At 35.2% G+C, this 21,462-nt stretch carries 19 protein-coding genes; all 19 read right to left on the reverse strand.

Translation table 11 applies throughout. From position 1 onward, the window contains the following. Positions 1 to 22: 22 nt before the first annotated feature. The 19 genes from miaA to yfmF all read right to left on the reverse strand — a co-directional run bounded on the left by miaA (position 23) and on the right by yfmF (position 20,902). Entirely contained in the window at positions 23 to 958 is a 936-nt protein-coding gene (miaA, locus tag ACFSTA_RS13945) for a tRNA (adenosine(37)-N6)-dimethylallyltransferase MiaA (RefSeq protein ID WP_377557347.1), read from the reverse strand. A gap of 21 nt (positions 959 to 979) precedes the next feature. Next, positions 980 to 1,429 carry a Dps family protein gene (locus tag ACFSTA_RS13950; protein WP_377557348.1) on the reverse strand — a complete coding sequence of 150 codons (450 nt, stop codon included), beginning with the start codon at positions 1,427 to 1,429 and terminating at the stop codon, positions 980 to 982. 81 nt (positions 1,430 to 1,510) lie between these two features. Beyond that, entirely contained in the window at positions 1,511 to 3,346 is a 1,836-nt protein-coding gene (gene mutL / locus ACFSTA_RS13955) for a DNA mismatch repair endonuclease MutL (protein ID WP_377557349.1), read from the reverse strand. Between the two features lie 15 nt (positions 3,347 to 3,361). Further along, positions 3,362 to 5,941 (reverse strand): DNA mismatch repair protein MutS, encoded by a 2,580-nt coding sequence (mutS, locus tag ACFSTA_RS13960; RefSeq protein ID WP_377557350.1) that lies wholly within the window; start codon positions 5,939 to 5,941, stop codon positions 3,362 to 3,364. 140 nt (positions 5,942 to 6,081) lie between these two features. After that, positions 6,082 to 6,660, reverse strand: coding sequence for an outer spore coat protein CotE (gene cotE / locus ACFSTA_RS13965; protein ID WP_377557351.1), 579 nt, complete (start codon positions 6,658 to 6,660; stop codon positions 6,082 to 6,084). Positions 6,661 to 6,838: 178 nt separating this feature from the next. Beyond that, the gene (locus ACFSTA_RS13970) at positions 6,839 to 7,267 is read right to left on the reverse strand and encodes a RicAFT regulatory complex protein RicA family protein (RefSeq protein ID WP_377557353.1); all 429 of its coding nucleotides are present in this window, start codon (positions 7,265 to 7,267) and stop codon (positions 6,839 to 6,841) included. A 1-nt stretch (position 7,268) separates the two neighbouring features. Then, positions 7,269 to 8,849 carry a tRNA (N6-isopentenyl adenosine(37)-C2)-methylthiotransferase MiaB gene (miaB, locus tag ACFSTA_RS13975; protein WP_377557354.1) on the reverse strand — a complete coding sequence of 527 codons (1,581 nt, stop codon included), beginning with the start codon at positions 8,847 to 8,849 and terminating at the stop codon, positions 7,269 to 7,271. 224 nt (positions 8,850 to 9,073) lie between these two features. Beyond that, a complete protein-coding gene (locus tag ACFSTA_RS13980; protein WP_377557355.1) occupies positions 9,074 to 9,334 on the reverse strand; it encodes a stage V sporulation protein S in 261 nt (86 codons plus the stop codon). A 104-nt stretch (positions 9,335 to 9,438) separates the two neighbouring features. Further along, a complete protein-coding gene (locus tag ACFSTA_RS13985; protein ID WP_377557356.1) occupies positions 9,439 to 10,236 on the reverse strand; it encodes a TIGR00282 family metallophosphoesterase in 798 nt (265 codons plus the stop codon). A gap of 144 nt (positions 10,237 to 10,380) precedes the next feature. Beyond that, entirely contained in the window at positions 10,381 to 11,946 is a 1,566-nt protein-coding gene (gene rny / locus ACFSTA_RS13990; RefSeq protein WP_377557357.1) for a ribonuclease Y, read from the reverse strand. A 314-nt stretch (positions 11,947 to 12,260) separates the two neighbouring features. Next, positions 12,261 to 13,298, reverse strand: coding sequence for a recombinase RecA (recA, locus tag ACFSTA_RS13995; RefSeq protein ID WP_377557358.1), 1,038 nt, complete (start codon positions 13,296 to 13,298; stop codon positions 12,261 to 12,263). 176 nt (positions 13,299 to 13,474) lie between these two features. Next, positions 13,475 to 14,716, reverse strand: a complete 1,242-nt coding sequence (locus tag ACFSTA_RS14000; RefSeq protein WP_377557359.1) for a competence/damage-inducible protein A — start codon at positions 14,714 to 14,716, stop codon at positions 13,475 to 13,477. Then, on the reverse strand, positions 14,716 to 15,294 hold the full coding sequence (gene pgsA, locus ACFSTA_RS14005) for a CDP-diacylglycerol--glycerol-3-phosphate 3-phosphatidyltransferase (RefSeq protein ID WP_377557360.1): 579 nt from the start codon (positions 15,292 to 15,294) through the stop codon (positions 14,716 to 14,718). The genes ACFSTA_RS14000 and pgsA overlap by 1 nt, the downstream gene beginning before the upstream one ends. An 81-nt stretch (positions 15,295 to 15,375) precedes the next feature. Continuing rightward, complete coding sequence (locus tag ACFSTA_RS14010) at positions 15,376 to 16,278, reverse strand: helix-turn-helix domain-containing protein (RefSeq protein WP_377557361.1); 903 nt, start codon at positions 16,276 to 16,278, stop codon at positions 15,376 to 15,378. Positions 16,279 to 16,295: 17 nt separating this feature from the next. Beyond that, on the reverse strand, positions 16,296 to 17,087 hold the full coding sequence (locus ACFSTA_RS14015; protein ID WP_377557362.1) for a DUF3388 domain-containing protein: 792 nt from the start codon (positions 17,085 to 17,087) through the stop codon (positions 16,296 to 16,298). A 160-nt stretch (positions 17,088 to 17,247) separates the two neighbouring features. Next, positions 17,248 to 17,508: a DUF3243 domain-containing protein gene (locus ACFSTA_RS14020; RefSeq protein WP_377557364.1), complete on the reverse strand. Its 261-nt coding sequence runs from the start codon at positions 17,506 to 17,508 to the stop codon at positions 17,248 to 17,250. 94 nt (positions 17,509 to 17,602) lie between these two features. Beyond that, positions 17,603 to 18,319, reverse strand: a complete 717-nt coding sequence (gene ymfI, locus ACFSTA_RS14025; RefSeq protein ID WP_377557365.1) for an elongation factor P 5-aminopentanone reductase — start codon at positions 18,317 to 18,319, stop codon at positions 17,603 to 17,605. An 8-nt stretch (positions 18,320 to 18,327) separates the two neighbouring features. Next, on the reverse strand, positions 18,328 to 19,611 hold the full coding sequence (gene yfmH / locus ACFSTA_RS14030; RefSeq protein ID WP_377557366.1) for an EF-P 5-aminopentanol modification-associated protein YfmH: 1,284 nt from the start codon (positions 19,609 to 19,611) through the stop codon (positions 18,328 to 18,330). Next, positions 19,604 to 20,902 carry an EF-P 5-aminopentanol modification-associated protein YfmF gene (yfmF, locus tag ACFSTA_RS14035; protein ID WP_377557367.1) on the reverse strand — a complete coding sequence of 433 codons (1,299 nt, stop codon included), beginning with the start codon at positions 20,900 to 20,902 and terminating at the stop codon, positions 19,604 to 19,606. The genes yfmH and yfmF overlap by 8 nt, the downstream gene beginning before the upstream one ends. Positions 20,903 to 21,462: the final 560 nt, after the last annotated feature.

A 21,462-nucleotide genomic window follows, 5' to 3' on the forward strand; every position in this document is an offset into this window, starting at 1 on the left:
TCTATCTATATATAATATATTTCTACTTATCTTTTAAGAATCCTGCTAAATCTTCTAAAATAATTCGAAAATTTTCATTAATCGTTTTTGGGCTAACGGAATACCAATTGACATCCATTTTATTCTTAAACCAGGTATATTGTCTTTTCGCATATCTTCTTGAATTTCGCTTTAATAATTCAATCGAATGCTGTAAATCACTCTCTCCCTTAAGATATGGCAGGAACTCTTTATAGCCAATCGCTTTCATAGATTGACAATTTTCATATCCTTGTTTGTATAAATCTTGTACTTCTTCTATAATTCCATCCGAAACCATCTGGTCAACTCGCTTATTAATGCGGTCATATAACTCTGGCCTATCCATTTCAAGTCCAATTAAGAATACGTCATACGGTGAATCTTCTGCTTGTTGTTTTTGGTACTCACTCATCGTCAATCCTGTGGTTTCAACAATTTCAAGAGCCCGAATAACTCGACGATAATTATTCGGATGAATTTTATCAGCTTGAGTTGGATCAATTTTTCTAAGTCTGTTGTACATAACTTCATTTCCATATCGCTTGAGATCTTCTTCTAAGCGTTTCGTAACGGTTTCGTCTCTTTTATCATTAGCGAAATTGTAATCAAATAATGTCGCTTGAATATAAAGACCACTACCGCCAACGATAATCGGTAGTTTATTTCGACTAGCTATTTCATTAATATATTTTTGTACAGATTCTTGAAAATCAGCTACCGAATATGACTCTCCTGGATCCTTTATATCAATTAAATGATGTGGGACTCCTTGCATTTCGTTTGTTGTAATTTTTGCTGTGCCAATATCCATGCCCTTATATACTTGCATGGAGTCGCCACTAATAATTTCTCCGTCAAAACGTTTTGCAACTTCTATACTTAATTTTGTTTTCCCTACTGCGGTAGGGCCAACAATTGTAACTACTTTGTTTTTCATTCGTTTTCCCCTAAATACATATTATTTGTATGCCCGATATGCAGTCAGCATCCAAACGTATTTCTCATAACTCCCTTGCAATGTAATCAACATATCTGCTGATGGCTCATCATTATTTTCATTTGCTAACGGAATTCCTATTTCTTTTATCTCAGAGATGATTTGCTTATAATCTTCCATTAACTGGTCGATAATTTCATCTTCTTTATCATCTGCATTTGCTTCAACTAAAGTTGTTTCTTCTAAGTATTTAGACATAACAGCTAATGGTTTACCATCAATTGCTAAGATTCGTTCCGCTACTTCATCTAAATCTTCTGCGATTTTGTTGTACATTTCTTCAAACGTTTTATGTAACTGAAAAAAATGTTTACCCTGTATAAACCAATGATAACGATGTAGTTTAACATATAGAACAAAATGGTTTGATAATAATTGATTCAAAAAATTAATTAATTTTTGATTATCCATTGACACTCCACCTTTTAGCCAGTTAAGGCGTTTGCACCTTTGTTTTTAGTTTTTGCGAAGTGCAATGGATTTATACATTTTTCACATAACTCTCTTAAACATTTTTTCTAGTTCATACGACGAAAAATGAACAATAATTGGACGTCCATGTGGACAAGTAAATGGATCCGTAGTTTTACGTAAATCCTCTAGTAATCGAAACATGTCATCATGATTTAAATAATGATTTGCTTTAATTGATCTTTTACAAGACATTAAAATGGCTACTTCTTCTCTAATAGAGACAATATTAATACTTTCCTCTTGAATTACTTGATCAATCATTTCTCGTATAATCTCTTCCTCAAAACCTTTTGGAAACCAATTCGGATGAGAGCGAATGACATATGATTGATTCCCGAAATTCTCGAAAAACAAGCCTACTTTCTCAAGTTCATGTTTATGATGCTCAATAAAAATACATTCTTGTTTTGAAAACTCAAAGGTCATCGGTAATAACAATTCTTGTGATTCATTTATTGGTTCACCTAATTTTTGTTTGAAGAATTCGTATTTTATTCGTTCCTGTGCAGCATGTTGATCAATCATATAAAATCCATCGTCATTTTGAGCTAAAATATATGTTCCGTGTAATTGGCCGATTGGGTACATGATTGGTACTCGAGTTACTGCATTTTCATCTCGTGAGTTATTATCTTGTTCCTCACTTCGTTCCTTAGATTCTAACTCTTCCGTAGGATTGTAAGATATTTCATTTTGTTGATGATATAAAATTTCACGTTCATTGGTAGGCTGTTTTTCTACCTCTTCATGAATCGCCATACGTTGTTTCGGCCATTCATTATTTTCGTTATGAATTTTGCGGTCAAAGTTTAAACTTTTCTGCTCTGACTTTTGTTTTTCTATTTTCGGTTGTTCCATTTCAGGTATTAATGTTGTCTCGCGGAATTTTGACTGAATAGCTTTTTCAACTAATAGGCATAATTCCTTTTCTTTACTAAACCGAACCTCAAGTTTGGTTGGATGTACATTTACATCCACTAAGATCGGATCCATCTTAATCGAAAGAACCACTATTGGTGATCGTCCAATAGGTAATAATGTATGATAGGCTCTCATGATGGCTTGTGTTAATGGAAAGCTCTTTATATAACGCCCATTTATTATAATAGATATATACGACCTGGAAGCTCTGGTAACTTCAGGCATGGCAATATAACCTTCTACTGAAAAGTCTAATGTTTCTTGTTTAATTGGCATCATTTTTTTAGCTACACCGATGCCGTAAACCTGTGAAATGACTTGACGTAGATCACCAGAACCCGCCGTTTGAAACAATGATTTTCCATTATGTGTTGCCTCAAAACGTATATCTGGATGAGATAAAGACAAACGATTTAAGAGATCTGTTATATGACCTAATTCCGTATGAATGGTTTTCATATATTTAAGACGAGCGGGAGTATTGAAAAACAGATCTGAAATAGTGATTTCCGTACCTTTTCTTGCATCACTTTTCGTTTTCTTTAACAATTTACCGCCTTCTAGCTCTAGGGTTGTCCCTGCTTGATCTCCCTGAGAAGTCTTTACAGTTAATCGACTAACAGATGCAATACTAGCAAGAGCCTCTCCACGAAAACCAAGTGTGTTTACATGAAATAAATCTGACTCATTTCTGATTTTGCTTGTAGCATGACGTAAAAAAGCTCGTTCACAATCGTCTTCTGACATCCCTTCACCATTATCAGTAATTTTAATTTGTTGAAGTCCAGCTTCTAATACATCTACTTTGATCCATGTGCTGTTTGCATCAATGCTGTTTTCTATTAGCTCTTTCACTACAGAAGCCGGTCTTTCCACAACTTCCCCAGCAGCAATCTTATTCGCTAATGCATCAGACATTTGATAAATTTTCATGCAAACAATCCTTTCTTATTTTTGTACTTTCTTTTGAAGTCGGTACAATTCATTTAATGCATCTAATGGTGTCATCTCTAGTAAATTTAAATCTTTTAAATCCGCAATGATTTTGTCATCTTGTTTACTGTTTGTATCCAACGCTTTTATTGGTTTTTCCTCCTCAAAAAAGGATAATTGTCCAGAGGAAGATTTCTTTTCAGGTTGAGTAGGACTTTTTTCGCTATTTTCTAATTGATGTAAAATCTCACTTGCTCGATCAATTAGTGCGATAGGAAGTTCAGCGAGTTTCGCAACATGAATCCCGTAACTTTCGTCTGCTGCACCATCTTTAACTTGATGTAAAAAAACCACATTTCCCTCAAATTCTTCCGCACGAACATGAACATTTTTTAAGGTTTCTAAACTGTTCTCCAATGTAGTTAATTCATGGTAGTGCGTAGAAAATAGCGTTTTTGCTTGCAAATGATGATGAATGTATTCCACAATTGCTTGTGCTAATGCCATTCCATCATATGTGCTTGTCCCACGCCCAATTTCATCTAATAAAATTAAACTTCTATCTGTAGCATTGGATAATGCATGTTTTGCTTCCAGCATTTCTACCATAAATGTACTTTGTCCCGATACAAGATCGTCTGCTGCACCTATTCGTGTAAAAATTTGATCAAAAATAATTAAATCCGCTTCTTCACAAGGTACAAAACATCCAATTTGACCCATAATCACCGTTAGTGCGAGCTGCCGCATATACGTACTTTTACCAGACATATTGGGTCCAGTAATTAATAAAATACTTCTCTCTTTATCAAGTTTTATGTCATTTGGAACAAACGAGCCATCTTTCATCACTTGTTCCACGACCGGATGACGCCCATTTTTAATTGCTAAATGTTGATCTACAAATCGTGGGCGCTTAAAATTATTTGCTTCACTCACCGTTGCAAAAGCTTGCAATACATCTATCTTACTCACTACATCAGCTAAATACTGAAGCTCAGGAATGTACTCTTTGATTTGCTCTCTAATTTCGATAAATAAATTGTACTCTAATTCTACACTTTTTTCTTCAGCTTCTAGAATCAATTGCTCTTTTTCTTTTAATTCTGGAGTGATAAAACGTTCAGCGTTCGTTAACGTCTGCTTTCGTTCATACCTACCTTCAGGCAAAAGATGTAGATTTGCTTTTGTAACTTCGATATAATAACCGAAAACTCGGTTATACCCAATCTTAAGTGATTTAATTTTTGTATCTTGTTTTTCCTTTTTTTCTAATTCTGCAATCCATTGTTTCCCATTTCTTGATGCATCACGATATGTATCAAGCTGTTGATGGTATCCATCTTTTATAATCGAACCTTCTTTAATCGATACAGGTGGATCATCTACTAAACTTATATCTAATAATGACACAATATGTTCAGGAAAAACTAATGATTCTGCAAGCTTGTCAATTTGCTTATGATTGAAATGCTTTAATGTCTCTTTTAACACAGGTATTTTTTCTAACGATTTCTTTAACTGTATTAGATCTCGACCATTCACATTTCCATATGAAATTCTTCCAGATAAACGCTCTAGATCATACACGGACTTTAAAATCTCTCGTAAACTATCTCTTTCAATAAAACCTTGATAAAAACCCTCAACAGTATTTAATCGTTCTTCAATTTGTTCACGGACTAGTAACGGACGCTCTAGCCATTTTTTTAACATTCGTGACCCCATAGCAGTTACCGTTTTATCAAGCACCCATAACAAACTTCCTTGTTTTCCTTTACGCAGGATTGTTTCCGTTAACTCTAAATTTCGTTTGGAATACATATCGAGCGAAAGGTGGTTTGCTAATTCAATGATCTCTGCTTGTTGTAGATGATCTAGGGAACGTTTTTGTGTATGTTGGATATAATTTAATAGTCGACTAAAAGCTTTCATTAATCGCTCATCATTTAATTTTTCACATAGGTTTCTGTATTCCGCATTAAAGTTCACTTCATCTTGATAGGATAACGTAACTTGCAATCTATCCCTCAGTTGTTGCTGGGATTCTTCTGGTAGATTAGAAGAAATCACAATTTCCTTTATTGGTTGATTATATAATTCATGTATAACAGCGTCCCAGCCATGTGAAATAAGGGCAATTCGGTTTTCACCCGTTGACAAGTCATTATAAACGATGACATACGACCCATCTTCAAAATGAGAAAGACTTGCAATATAGTTATTATTTTTTTCATTTAGCATATTACTTTCCATCACGGTTCCAGGTGTAATAAGTTGAACAACCTCTCTTTTCACAACACCTTTTGCCTCTTTCGGATCTTCCACTTGCTCACAAATGGCTACTTTATACCCTTTTTCAATTAAATTCTTAATATAATTAGCTGCCGAATGATAGGGAATCCCACACATTGGAATCGGATCTTCTTGTCCAGCATCACGTTTCGTTAACGTAATCTCTAATTCTCTAGCGGCATTAATTGCATCTTCAAAAAACATCTCATAAAAATCACCTAAGCGAAAAAATAAAAAAGCATCTTGATAATCTGCTTTTATTCGTAAATATTGTTCCATCATCGGTGTATATTTTGCCATTATAAAATCCTCCAAAAACCTACATATTATTTGTTAATTATAGCATACATTGTAGATTGGAGGCGACACATCATTACTATGAAGAATAGAAAACTTATCTACAAATAAAAAACTTACGAGGAGAGTCCCCCGTAAGTCTTTTAATCTTTTGTTCTTACTTTGTTTGCACTTTCTAGGAAATCAGGATCGATTTCTTTTAGCTCATCATCGGTTACTGCGTAATCCCACTCATCATCGTCATCATATTTAAACCCTTTTGGATCTACTTTTACATAAACCTTCGTATCTCCCAATACTTGAACTAAAAATTCTCGTTCAATTTCTACATGGATTTTGTGACCTTGGTTTGAAATTTTGCATTCAAGGCAATTTGGTTGTTGAAGTACTTTGCAAATAACATCAAAATCATCATTTAAACAATTATCATCCTTAATTCCTAAAGGAACCACATCATTGTAAGTCACTCTTTCTGTTACCACTTCCGTCTTGGTATTATCATTGTAAGAGTACCATACATTAATGTCATAGCTGCCACTAATTTCTACAGTATCCTCAGATGCTTTCTTTGCATTATACAAATGATTAATAACCCAGCAACCTAAAATGCTTGTAGGTCTATGTGATGGTGAGATGGAATGTGTCGCTTGAGTAAATTTTTTTCCTTTCCCGATAACAGCTTTTGTAATGATTTCTCTATAGTCATTATCTAGAAAACTCATAATTACGTTACCTCCTCTTTTTTCATAGTCATTTTATGCAAGACAAATACCTAAAGTGCATAGCTATTCTATGAAACCAAGAGAAGTTATAATTTTTTTGGCTAGAAGCGTTGAAGTAATGGTATTTGTAGTATGTATTAAAAATAACCAAGCAAGAAATTTCTTGCTTGGTTATTAATTAGTTACCACAAGAAGTGCTATTTTGCTTCTTAGAGCCTGTCTCTCCTGCTAGAACATCTCCGCCAGTTGACTCGATAACTTTGTTCGTTACTTCTCTAGATATTGTACCGGAAATAAGCTGTAGGACATCGTTTACTACAATCTGTGATTCTTTAAATTCTTGAACAACTGGAATTTCATCAATTTCAGCCTGTAAACGGTCAATTTCAGCTTCCACTTTTTTCAATGCTTCTCTTTTTTCATATGCTTGAAAGTTTACTGCTTGTTTTTGCAATGCTTTAATACGATTAATTAATGTTTGTACCTTTTTATTCTCATTTAATTTCGCTTCCACTTGTTTAAAACGATCAATCTCTTCAGTATTAGCTAGCATTTCAGCTAACTTTTTTGCTTCATCTAATACTTGCGTTCGTGTGTATTCTACCATGTTAGTTCACCTCAACTGTTTTTTCTACCATTTCACCATTTAATGACCAAGTTTTTGCTTCCGTTATTTTTACTTCTACAATATGTCCTATAGAAGATTTTGGTCCTTTAAAGTTAACAAGCTTATTTTTTTCCGTATAACCAGCTAGAACATCCGGATCTTTTTTACTTTCTCCCTCAACAAGTACTGTTACGGTTTTGTTTTCATAGGATTTCATTGACTCTCCAGATTGTTTGTTTACAAGTTCATTTAATCGGTATAAGCGTTGTTTTTTCACTTCTTCTGGTACATCATCTTTTTTACGTGCTGCAGGTGTACCTTCACGAGGTGAATAAATAAACGTATAAGCTGCCTCGAAACCAACCTCTTCAACAAGAGTCATCGTCTCCTCGAACTGTTCCTCCGTCTCATTTGGGAACCCAACGATAATATCTGTTGTCAATGTAGCATTTGGAATAGCTTTTTTAATTTTTCGTACTAGTTCCAAATAATCCTCACGTGTATATTTACGGTTCATCCGCTTTAGTACTTCACTACTTCCAGATTGTACCGGTAAGTGAATATGGTCGAGAAGATTGCCACCTTTCGCAAGAACTTCAACTAAGTGATCATCGAAGTCACGAGGATGTGAAGTTGTAAAGCGTACCCTCGGGATATCAATTTTATGCATATCATCCATTAAGTCACCGAAAGTATATTCCATATCCCCAAAGTCTTTTCCATATGCATTAACATTTTGTCCTAGAAGTGTGACCTCTTTATATCCTTGAGCAGCCAAGTGCCGAACCTCTTGGATAATATCCTCTGGACGACGACTACGTTCTTTTCCTCGTGTCATTGGAACGATACAATAGGTGCAGAATTTGTCACACCCATACATGATATTTACCCATGCTTTTATTTTTCCGTTTCTAACCTTTGGTAGGTTCTCGATTATGTCCCCTTCTTTAGACCATACTTCAACAACCTGAGCTTTACTAAACATTGCATCTTTAACCAAATGTGGTAATCGATGAATGTTATGAGTACCGAATATTAAATCCACATGCTGATGCTTCTTCATAATCCGATTTACAACCGATTCTTCCTGTGACATGCATCCACAAACTCCAAGAATTAAATCCGGTTTTTCTAGCTTCAATGGTTTTAAGTGACCAATTTCACCAAATACTTTATTTTCCGCATTCTCACGGATCGCACATGTATTTAATAAAATGATGTCTGCATCGTTGGTATCAGAAGTCGATTCATATCCCATTTCCGTTAAGATTCCCGCCATTACTTCCGTGTCATGTTCGTTCATTTGACAGCCGTATGTACGAATAAGGAATTTTTTTCCTTTTCCAATGTTCGCCATGTCTTCAGGTATAGAAAAGTCATAATGAAATTGCACATCTTCTTTACGACGTTTTCTTGCCTTGTTAATATCGGGTGGTTGATAGTTAGCTTGAAAATACTTGGCAATCATCTCATCACTTGTTGTGCTTTTTATTCGATCGATATTATCCTTACCGGATTTTACGTCCGTTGGATGATTATCTTGCTTTATTTGAGCTTGTTCCTTCCGCTGTTGTTCGTTCATATCGAAACTCCTTTCTTTATATCACTTGAAACCTTCATTTTATGCATAGTTGTTCATTGTTTCAGTATAATACCTACACCTAAATTTAACAACAGATGTTACATATCGCAAATAAAAACATCTCTCTCATACGAGCTAAGATTACTAAAATTGTCATATTTTCATAGACATAAAAAAGTGCTACGCTAATGCGTAACACTATAAAATGTAATATATTATTTCATTTATCTAGGTTCTACAATCAATTTGATTGCTGTACGTTCCTCATTATCGATCAAAATATCGGTAAATGCGGGAATGCAAATCAAATCAACACCACTCGGGGCAACAAATCCTCGGGCTATTGCTACTGCTTTTACGGATTGGTTTAAAGCTCCCGCTCCGATAGCTTGGATTTCCGCTGATCCACGTTCTCGTAATACGTTCGCAAGTGCACCTGCTACAGAATTAGGATTTGATTTAGCTGAGACTTTTAATATTTCCATTACTAGTACCTCCTTCATTTGCTATTATAGTTCTACTGCTACTATATTCTTGGAGATGTTAGCTTATTACCATTATGCATCAAGAATTCAAAAAATTCAAATACTCAATGAAAGAAAATATGGTCATCATTAATTATTATTCGTTCAACAGCTTTGGCATTCCCAGTTTTCACATCAATCGTTACTAGCAATCCATTTAATTGCGTTCGTCCATTTTTATCCACATCAAAACGAATAGGTAAATTCGTTTTGAATCTCTTTATCACAAGTTCCCGTTCGACGCCTAAAATACTATCATATGGTCCTGTCATACCAACATCAGTAATATATGCGGTCCCATTTGGTAATATGCGATCATCTGCTGTCTGTGTATGTGTGTGCGTGCCGACAATCGCACTGACACGTCCATCAACATACCACCCCATCGCTTGTTTTTCACTCGTTGCTTCTGCATGAAAATCTAGAAAAATTATATTTGTACGTTTTTTTGCCTCTTCAATTAATTCATCTACCTTTTGAAATGGATCATCAATTGGCGGAAGAAATGTTCTTCCTTGTAAATTTATCACCGCTACTTCCACTCCGTTTATATTAATAAATACGATTCCCTTACCTGGATTCCCTTCTGGAAAGTTAGCAGGTCGAATCATATTTTTGGCATCATCCATAAATTCAAATATTTCTTTCTTATCCCAAGTATGGTTCCCCATAGTAATAACTTGAGCTCCCCATTCCAAAAACTGCTTATATATTTTTTCCGTAATTCCTTTTCCTGAGGCTGCATTTTCCCCGTTAATAATCGTCATATTTGGACGGTACTTTTCTTTTAATTTAGGTAAATATTCTTGTACCATATCTCTACCTGGTGACCCAACAACATCACCTATAAACAATATTTTCATTTCTCAATCATCCTATCTCTTATGATATGTATATTTTCCCACTGAAGATATATAAAGTCAAAAAAATAAAAAAAAGCGGGCTTATTTGCTCCGCTTTTCCTTACAAGTTTCAGTACTTAGTGCTTTTAGACTGAAACTTAGCTTTTATTTCGCGTACTCAACTGCTCGAGTTTCGCGTATCACTGTTACTTTAATATGGCCTGGATAATCGAGTTCACCTTCAATTCGTTTACGAATATCACGTGCAATACGAACGGAATCAATGTCATCAATTTCATCAGGTTTCACCATAATTCGAATTTCTCGTCCTGCTTGAATCGCAAATGACTTTTCAACACCTGTAAACGATTCGGAAATTTCTTCTAGTTTTTCTAAACGTTTAATATAGTTTTCTAAAGTCTCACTTCTTGCTCCAGGTCTAGCCGCTGATAATGCATCAGCTGCAGCTACTAGAACGGAAATGATAGAAGTAGGTTCTTCATCGCCATGGTGGGATGCGATCGAATTAATGACAACCTCATGTTCTTTGTATTTCATTGCCAACTCTTTACCAATTTCAACGTGGCTTCCCTCAACTTCATGATCTATAGCTTTACCTATGTCATGAAGTAAACCAGCTCTTCTTGCTAATGTTACATCTTCACCTAGTTCAGCAGCGAGTAACCCTGCAAGATATGCAACTTCAGTTGAATGTTTTAATACATTTTGACCATAGCTTGTACGATATCTTAGACGACCGAGTATTTTAATTAAATCTGGATGTAGACCATGTACACCAACCTCAAATGTTGTTTCTTCTCCAACTTCTCGTATATATTCATCAACTTCACGTCTAGCTTTATCCACCATTTCTTCGATTCGTGCTGGGTGAATTCTGCCATCTTGTACAAGTTTTTCTAATGCCATACGAGCTGTTTCTCTTCGAATAGGGTCAAACCCAGACAATATTACTGCTTCTGGTGTATCATCAATAATTAAATCGATACCTGTCAACGTTTCTAATGTTCGAATATTACGACCTTCACGACCAATAATACGACCTTTCATCTCATCATTTGGTAAGTTTACAACAGATACAGTTGTTTCAGCAACGTGGTCTGCAGCACAGCGCTGTAAAGCTAGAGAAAGAATATTTTTCGCTTTCTTATCCGCTTCCTCTTTCGCACTATTTTCAGCTTCTTTGATCAATAATGCTGATTCATGTGCTACTTCTTTTTCGATACGCTCTAAAATAATACTTCTTGCCTGATCAGTAGTATACCCTGAAATGCGCTCAAGCTCGGTTTGCTGCTCTTGTATCATAGTTTCCACTTTGCTTTCCATTTCTTCAATTTGTTGTTGTTTTTCTGCTAGTGATTGTTCTTTCTTCTCTAACAAGAGCTCACGCTTATCCAGCGTTTCACTTTTTCTGTCCAGATTTTCTTCTTTTTGCATCAGGCGATTTTCTTGTTTTTGTGCTTCAGCACGACGTTCACGTATTTCTTGCTCTGTCTGCTGGCGAAGTTTATGATTTTCATCCTTCGCCTCAAGAAGTGCCTCTTTCTTGGCGGCATCTGCATTTCGATGTGCTTCATCAACTATTTGTTTTGCTAAAATTTCAGCACTAGAAATCTTAGCTTCTGCAATAGATTTACGAATCAGATAACCAACAACAATACCGACTAGGATTCCGGCAAGCAAAATGGAGATGATTAAGGGTAAGTTTTCCACGGTTTCACCTCCTATTGCTATAAAGTTGTTTCAATTCATTATTGTCGGCATGTACAATATTCCATGAATAAATTTAATTTCGTATAATAAAAATATAAAATTATACAACTTAATTTTAATTGTCTATATGAAGGTTGTCAAGGAATCGTCATATATTATGCATATTTATTTTTGAGAATGGCTGTTTTCTTTAAATTTACTACTTATTCAAGTCTTAAATCCTAATATGTATGCAACTCGCTTGAGAACTAGAGTTGCATTTTTAAAAAAAGTACCCCTTACTTCACGTAAGAGATACTTCATCCGTTAATTTATTATACATCTAATGTTTCTTGCCCGGCTTCTTCTTGTACTTCTTCAGGTACAGCGTCTAAATTATAATGCAGACGAATTGCGCTATGGATCTCTTCCGTCATATCTACATTTTCCATTAAGAACTGTTTCGCGTTTTCTCTACCTTGACCAAGTCTTTCTCCTTCATATGAATACCAAGCACCACTTTTATCTACAATATCTAACTCAGAACCGATATCCAGAATTTCTCCTTCTTTGGAAATTCCTTTACCGTACATTATATCTACTTCCGCTTGCTTGAATGGTGGAGCCACTTTATTTTTTACAACTTTAATTTTAGCTCTATTTCCTACCATTTCATTTCCTTGTTTCAATGTTTCCGCACGGCGAACTTCTAGTCTAACAGAAGAGTAGAATTTCAGTGCGCGTCCACCTGGTGTTGTTTCCGGATTACCGAACATAACGCCAACTTTTTCACGAATTTGGTTAATGAAAATAGCGGTTGTTTTTGATTTATTAATTGCACCGGAAAGCTTTCTTAATGCCTGTGACATCAGACGTGCTTGTAAACCAACATGGGCATCACCCATTTCCCCTTCAATCTCTGCTTTTGGAACTAATGCAGCAACCGAGTCAACTACGATAATATCTACTGCACCACTACGCACAAGCGCTTCAGCGATTTCCAAAGCTTGTTCTCCAGTATCAGGCTGAGAAAGAAGTAACTCATCTATATTAACGCCTAATGCTCTTGCATAAGTTGGATCAAGTGCATGCTCTGCATCAATAAATGCAGCTTGCCCGCCTTTTCGTTGTGCTTCCGCAATTGCATGTAGGGCTACAGTTGTTTTACCAGAAGATTCCGGACCATAGATTTCTACGACGCGTCCTTTAGGATATCCACCGATACCTAATGCAACATCTAATGCTAATGATCCACTAGGGATCGTTGCCATCTTTTGTCCTTCTTGTTCCCCTAATTTCATGATGGAACCTTTACCGAATTGTTTCTCTATTTGTCTTAAAGCCATATCTAAAGCTTGTTTTCTATCACCCAACGAAACTACCTCCTCATTAATTCTATAATTATCATACATTGTTTTAATCATTTTGCCAAGTAAAAAACGAATAAATGTTCTTATTTTTTCGCGTCTATTTCAAAGGGTATTATCATATTTTATTATAAATAAGTGCAGGAAAATTAAATTTTAAATTATTTTCTTGCTACAAACTACTATTTTAATTGATTATATAATATTTCTAATCCTTTCAAGACTGCTTTTCTACGAATTATTTCTCGATTACCATTGAAAACATATTTCTCTACTTTACTTTCACTATTATTACAAACCGCAATATATACTGTGCCTACAGGTTGCTCTTCTATTTCTTTTGGTCCAGCAACTCCCGTAAAACTAATTCCAATAGTCGTTTGTAATAGATGACGTATATTTGTAGCCATTTCTAATGCACATTCTTTGCTCACTGTACCATGTTCGCCTATTGTTTCCTTTTGCACCCCTAAAACATTTGCTTTTACGTTTGCATCGTAACAAACAATGCCTCCAGGTGTAACTGAAGAAGCACCTTCAATAGAGATTAGCCTTTCTATAAACATTCCACCAGTTAAACTTTCGGCTGCAGCAATCGAATACCCTTTTTCTTTCAATAAAGAAACAATTTTACTTTCGATTGTTTCTTCATTCATCCCATAATAATGCTTTCCAACTCGTTGCAGTATTGTTGCTTTTGTTTGATCTAATAATAGATTTACTTTCTCAATTGAATCCGCTTTTGCAGTGAGTCTAAGCACGACACCTTGTTGCTGTGCTAGCGGAGCAATCGTAGGGTTATTCTGAGATTGAATGAGATCGGAAACCTCATGTTCCAGCTTTGATTCACCAATCCCAATAAACCGTAAAACCATCGATTGAATTATTTCGTCGCTACCCATCATATTCCGCACATAGGGTAGGATATCATCTAGCATCATTTGCTTCATTTCTTTAGGTACTCCCGGTAAAAAGATCCATTTTTTCTCTTTTCGTGAAACAATCATTCCTGGCGCCATGCCAATTTTGTTATTTATGACAACTGCCCCCGTAAAAACTCGAGCCTGTTTTCTATTATTTGCTGTCATTTCTACTTTTTGCTTGTGAAAATATTGCTCTATTTTTTCCATGGATTGTTGATGTTCATTCATTGGTAAATTCGTTAAAGACTGAAAAGCTTCTCGGGTAAGATCATCATCGGTTGGCCCTAAACCACCTGTCACTATTATTATATCAGATCTACTGGCAGCTTGGGCGAATGTATCTTCTACACGTTTTAGGTTATCTCCTACAACACCATGATAGTAAACATTAACACCGTATGCTGCAAGTTGCTGAGAAATCCATTGTGCATTTGTATTTGCAATTTGTCCTAACAGCAACTCTGTCCCTACTGCTATAATCTCTGCATTTAATTGTTTCATTACTTTGAATCCCTCATCACATGCCAATTTTTGATGATATAGTCATATCCTGATAACACGGTAAAGAAGAGAGCTACATATAACATAATTGTTGCAAATGGAAAACCGATAAATGAAAAAGGAAAGTTATGTAGTAAGAGAGCTGAAATAGCAATCATTTGAGTAGCTGTTTTAATTTTCCCCATACTTCCTGCCGCAAGAACTATCCCTTCACCAGCAGCCACCAATCGTAGTCCAGTTACAGCAAATTCCCTACTTATAATGACAATAACCACCCAAGCAGGTGCAACACCTAATTCTACAAGTACAATTAATGCGGCAGATACAAGTAATTTATCAGCAAGTGGATCTAAAAACTTTCCTAAGTTTGTGACAAGGTCATATTTCCTAGCATAGTACCCATCAACCCAATCTGTAGCAGATGCAAAGATAAACAATAATGCAGCTACAAAATGGGATATGGGAAGGGTTGCCTCACCAATATGCCATTCTCCCCAATCAAAAGGTACACTTAATAAAATAACAAAAATGGGGATTAGGAAAATTCGAGATAATGTAATTTTATTTGGTATATTCATATTCATAATTCCTCCTACAAAGTCATGCTTTAACTAAGGTATAAAACCCTTCCACAATTTCGGGAAGGGTATATATGTGGTTTATTCAGTTTCTTGATTTACATTGATCCAAAAGCGCTGAACATCTTTTTCGGCTGGATCAACAGGATATTCGAACTCGATTCCATTAACGGTAATCGTCAAATTCGGTGAAAAACCGATATTAAAATGTATTCTTTCTTCCCCCGTTAGATCCAATTCTACTGGGGAGTCCTGTGGACTTAATGTTGATGAGTAAAAGGATTCTCCGTCTTCATTTTCCACAGCAAACCATACACTATCAGATGCTTCAAAAGTGAAAATAACTTCCTCGCCAGGATTATTTAAATCATACTCAGACACGGAGCCTTCTTCTGTTAGTATAAGCTCTGTTTCAGCAGGTTCTTCTTGCTCTTGTTCAGATTCTGTATCTTCATCTGTCTCATCCTCCGAATTCGTTTCTTCGTCATCGGCAGGCTCTTCATCTTCAACAGCATTGTCATTATTGTTTTCATTACGTCGAATAATTTCATTATCATTAGTCTCATTTGCATCATTTGGTTCATCATTAGTATTTTGCTGAAGGAACCACCATGCTGCAAATCCAATTCCCACTATTAGTAATATGACAATAATAGTAGGGATCAGAGAAAAAATTTGTGAATTCTTGGTCGGATTATTATCTTTTCTCGAACGGTTAATCCTCGTATACTGTACCGTACTCTCTTCATCTGGGGAAGGAATATCCTCTTTAAACTCTTCCAATAATTCATTAGAATCTAAACCGACTGCTGTTGCATATTCTTTAATAAATGCTCGCGCATAAAACTTACCAGGTAAGACAGCAAAGTTTTCTTCTTCAATCGCTATCAAATACCTTTTTTGGATTTTTGTAATATCTTGTAGACTTTCTAAAGAAATATCTTTTTGTTCTCTTGCTTCTTTAAGCTTAGCACCTATTCCCATACTTAACACCATCCAATTTAAAAATCGAACATTGAAAAACCATTATCTTGGTTAAATTGTGTTTTTTCAAATTGCTCATATGTAATTTCCTCTTCTTCATGACTTCTTAACTCAATAATATAGTCAAAATCATCAATATTATATTCGGTAGCTTGAACAAATATATCAGGGTGTTCCACTACTTTTATTGCAGGTAATTGCATGATTTCTCGAATCAACTGCCAATGTTTTTCATTTGCTCGTTGTTTAGATACAACTCCATCAATAATAAATATATTATCAGTGCTATATTCCCCTTCAATTAATTGATTTCGTACAGTTTGCTTCAGTAACGTACTGGAAACAAACAACCACCGTTTATTTGCACAAACACTAGCCGCCACTACTGACTCCGTTTTCCCGACTCGAGGCATCCCTCTTACACCAATTAGTTTGTGTCCTTCTTGTTTATATAATTCAGCCATAAAATCCACCAATAGTCCAAGTTCATCTCGAACAAATCGAATGGTTTTTCGGTCATCTACATCTCGATGAATATATCTTCCATGTCTCACCGCTAATTTATCCCGAAGCTTTGGTTTACGTAATTTGGTAATTTGTATGGTATCCATTGTATCTAATATAGATTTCAATCGAATAATTTGTTCATCATATTTCGATAATAACAACATGCCTCTTCTACCATTTTCGACACCATTTATCGTAATAATATTAATAGATAGCATCCCTAGCAATGAAGATATATCACCAAGTAATCCAGGTCGGTTATATTGAATCTCATATTCAAGATACCATTCTGTTCGATCCATAATCAAACCCCTTTAATATTGGTAACCATTAACAAAATATATAATATATCTCTATAATAAATGATTTTGGCTTATGTTGAAAGGAAATAATGAAACATTATTAAAATAATTAATAAAAAGAAGCTGCGCATGATAATGCAGCTTCTAATCAAGATGGTAATTACTGATTGTTTCCTTGATTTTGCACTAGCTTAATCATTGAATTGGCTATTGCATGCTGTTCCTCTTGAGAAGCAGCGTTCCAAAGTTCTCTTAATACTGCTTCTTCACTATTTTTAGCATCAACGCTTTTCGCTAAGTAGTCTCCAACTTCATAAGCAACTTCATTCATCGTTTGTTGAGACATACCTTGTGATTGCGCTTGTTCAAGTCGGTTTGCCAAAAAATCTTTCCAAGTTCCGAAATTATCTAGAACAGACATTTTATCTCCTCCTTCATTTTTACATGTATAGTATTTGAATTAAAAACATGTTTATACATTGTAGAGAAGGAGAAAGTATAATTTTACACCCTTTTTACCAACCGCCATTTACACGTATAATATCACCATGTACATAGGATGACTGTTCTCCAAGTAAAAATTGAACAACATGAGCAATATCACTTGGAGTTCCAACACGATTCATTGGGATTTCTGAAACAATCCTGTTTCTATCTTCTTCTGATAGATGACGATTCATTTTTGTATCAATAAAACCAGGGCTGATGCCATTTACAGATATACCACTTGGGCCAATTTCTTTCGATAATGCTTTAACAAAAGAATTCTGTGCACCTTTCACAGTTGAATAAATTACTTCATTACTCGCACCTACATCACCCCATATTGAAGTGATCATTATAATTTTTCCCGATTTTTTTTTAACCATCGAAGGAAGTAAATACTTGGTAATCATCCATGGAGACTTCACATGAATGGATAACATTTCGTCCATTTTTTCTTCGCTAGTTTCATGAAATAATCCTTGATAAGCATTTCCACTTGCAAATACAATTCCATCAATTGGAAAGACAAGCTCAGTCAATAGTTTTTTAACCTGAGCATCATCGCTCAAGTCAGCTTGTATTTCACTCAATATTGATTCTTGATCCAAAGTCTCTCTAACTTGATTAATCCTATTCCTATTCTTGTTATAATGTAAAATCAGTTGATATCCTTCTTTGCCTAACAACTCGGCAATAGCGCTTCCGATATCTCCACTTGCACCAATAATTAATATATTTTTCCCCATAATACATCCTACTCTGCTACTATTTTACAAACCGTTAACCGATCTTCTGTAATCCAATTACTTAAGAAATCATTAACTTGCTCAAGTGTTAAAGATTGAATAGTCGGTATTAATTCAAAGAAGTCGATACCTAATGTATGGTAATGAATGTGCTTACTAGCAATAAATTCAAGTGAATTCATAGCACGTAGCAACTGGCCAATTTTTTTCTTTTTCATTCTTTCGAAGTCTTCTGCTTCGATGGCTTCCGTCTGCGTTTTCAGTAATAATTCTTTGATTTTTGAAGCTAACTCATCCGGATCGTCTGCATTTCCCCCAATAAGTGTATAGCCGAAATTTCTATCCAAATTTGTCTCAAAATGAAAACTGTCATCAATTAAACCTGACTCATATAATTCTTGATAGAATTGACCACTTTTTGAGAAATAAAAACCTAATACCATATCTTGTAGTACATCTTTCGTTAAAAAGTCTGTTGCTTCTAGTTCTTGTACCGATTCCTTGATACCAATCGTACATTTAGAAACCGAAACAGGCATAACAATTTTGCTTTCTTTCATTGCGACCTGTTCTTGTTCATTCGGGAAGTCCCTTGTTATTTCATCCATTTTTTGAAACGACTTACCTGCTTGATTTTCCTGAATCAGACTCATCATTTTCTCTGGATTAAAGTTCCCTGCAATAAACAAAGTCATGTTTTCGGGATGGTAAAACGTGTTATAACATGTGTATAAATCGTCTTTTGTAATAGAATTAATCGACTCAACCGTACCTGCAATATCTACATTGACAGGGTGATCTTTAAACATTGCTTTTATTGTTCCCATAAACGATTGCCAATCGGGTTGATCATCATACATCTTAATTTCTTGAGCAATGATTCCTTTCTCTTTCTCAACAGATTTCTCTGAAAAATAAGGATCTTGCACAAAGTCAATTAGTGTTTTTGCATTTTCTTCAATATTGTTAGTTGCGGAAAATAAGTAAGCAGTTTTTGTAAAAGAAGTATATGCATTAGCAGAAGCACCTTGTTTTCCAAAATTCGCAAATACATCATGGTCTTCTTTTTCAAATAACTTATGCTCTAAAAAATGTGCAATACCTTCTGGAACAGTTATTTTTTCATTTTGTTCAATTGGAACAAACGTTTGATCAATTGAGCCATAGTTTGTTGAAAAAATCCCATAGGTTTTTGACATCTCTGGTTTTGGCAATAAAAATACGGATAATCCATTATCTAATTGCTCTGAATAAACGGTTTCATTAATGTTATCGTAAGTTTTACTACTCATCCTGCTTACCTCCATTAGTGGTTAACAAGTAAACCGTATCTTGTTCTATTTTTGTGGCGACTTGGCTAACTTCCTCAAGTTTCACTTGCTTTATTTTATGAATTAATTCAGTTGGCTTAAGTTCATTATTAGCAATAACTTGTTGATATAGTAACTCGATTATTCCCTGAGGATGATCCATTGTTTCTAATAATTGATTAACAATTAATTCTTTAATCTCGCTTAATTCGGATTCTGTTATTTCCCCATTTTTCATTGCTGTCATTTGTAATTCCATAATTTCTCTTGCCTTCTCATAATCATCAGGCGCAATACCACTGAAAACTAGTAAAAGCCCTTTATGACTCTCTAGTTTAGAGGAGGCGTAATAAGCAAGGCTATTTTTCTCCCTTACATTTATAAAAAGCTTTGAACTTGGGAATCCACCTAATATACCATTAAAAACTTGTAGTGCAGGATATTCATTATCCGCATACGTACAGTTCGTTCGATAACCGATATGAAGTTTTGCTTGTTGAATATTTTGCTTTTCAATGATCTCCAGTGGCTTATCTCCTTGACTATTCGTATCACTTTTAGTTTTCTCTTTGTCTTGACTTACTTCTTGGGACTGACGTTCCAAGTTACGAGATATAAGCTGTTTCATCTCTTCTATATCAAAATCACCGAGAACATAGATATCCAAATCGTCCTCACGTATAAGCTTCTGATAATATTCAAATGTATTCTCGGCCGTCATGGAGTTAAGATCTTCTTCATATCCATGTACATGTAAAGAGTAGGCTTCATCTTTACACATTTCGTCAATAAGACGCATATTGGCAAAACTCATTTTGTCATCTTTAATAGCATTGATTTTTTGTTTCAATGTGTTTTTCTCTCTGTCAAATAACTGAGGTTGAAAAGCATTATTACTACTATTCGGATGAAAGATTACATCGTTTAATAAAGCTATTGCATCTTCTAAAATTCCAGTTTCATTTGGGATGAACTTTTGATTTGCAACTTCTAATCGCAGACTTATAATATGATTTTCTCCTTTTTTACCACCATCAATAGAGAGTACTGCTCCATATAAGTTATCCAATTTAATCTGTAGTTCTTTACGACTCGGATAATTTTTAGGTCCTTGCTTTAATAAGTATGGTAGTAAAGCACGTTTTGTAATCGTATCTCTACTTAAAGGAGCCTTAAATTTAGCTACTATGTTTACTGTTTTAAACTTTTGATTCTGGACTAAATGTAAGTTATATCCATTAATTTGTAGCACTTCTTCGCTAATTGCTTCCATAACATATCCTCCATTTTTAAACGGTCATTTATCCATAATAGTTTGTACTTATTTTCAATTCATAAACACAAACTACGTAATCAATTATAGATAGTTTACCATTATATGGATTTATAGCCAAGAACAAAAGCGTAAGCAACCTTACAGGTATAATCTCCACGTCCCTGTGAGCCGTAGCTACTTACGTAGGTGAGGATAGTCTCGCGAGTTGCTGGAAGCAAATGTGACTTTTCCCGTCAAGAACAAAAGCGCAAGCGCCCTTACAGGCTAAAAAAGCCACGTCCTATGGCAACGCCTGTACTAGCACGTCCTGTCCGTCGTAGCGACGTACGAACTGCGCCAGCGTAACGCTGCTGGTTCAATGTTGCCACGCAAAGTGGTGGTTTTAATTGAACATTCCCCGTAGGAGATAAAGGAAACATGCCCCTTCATAGTTCCTGCCAAGAAGTATCCACAGGCATTAAATTTTATAATTTCCTGGTGTTTGAAATAATATATTCAAACACAAAAAGTCCCATTGACTATGCTACGATTGAAGTACTTAACCAAGTTTAACTCAA

Source organism: Ornithinibacillus salinisoli, from assembly GCF_042684965.1.
Taxonomy (GTDB): domain Bacteria; phylum Bacillota; class Bacilli; order Bacillales; family Amphibacillaceae; genus Ornithinibacillus; species Ornithinibacillus salinisoli.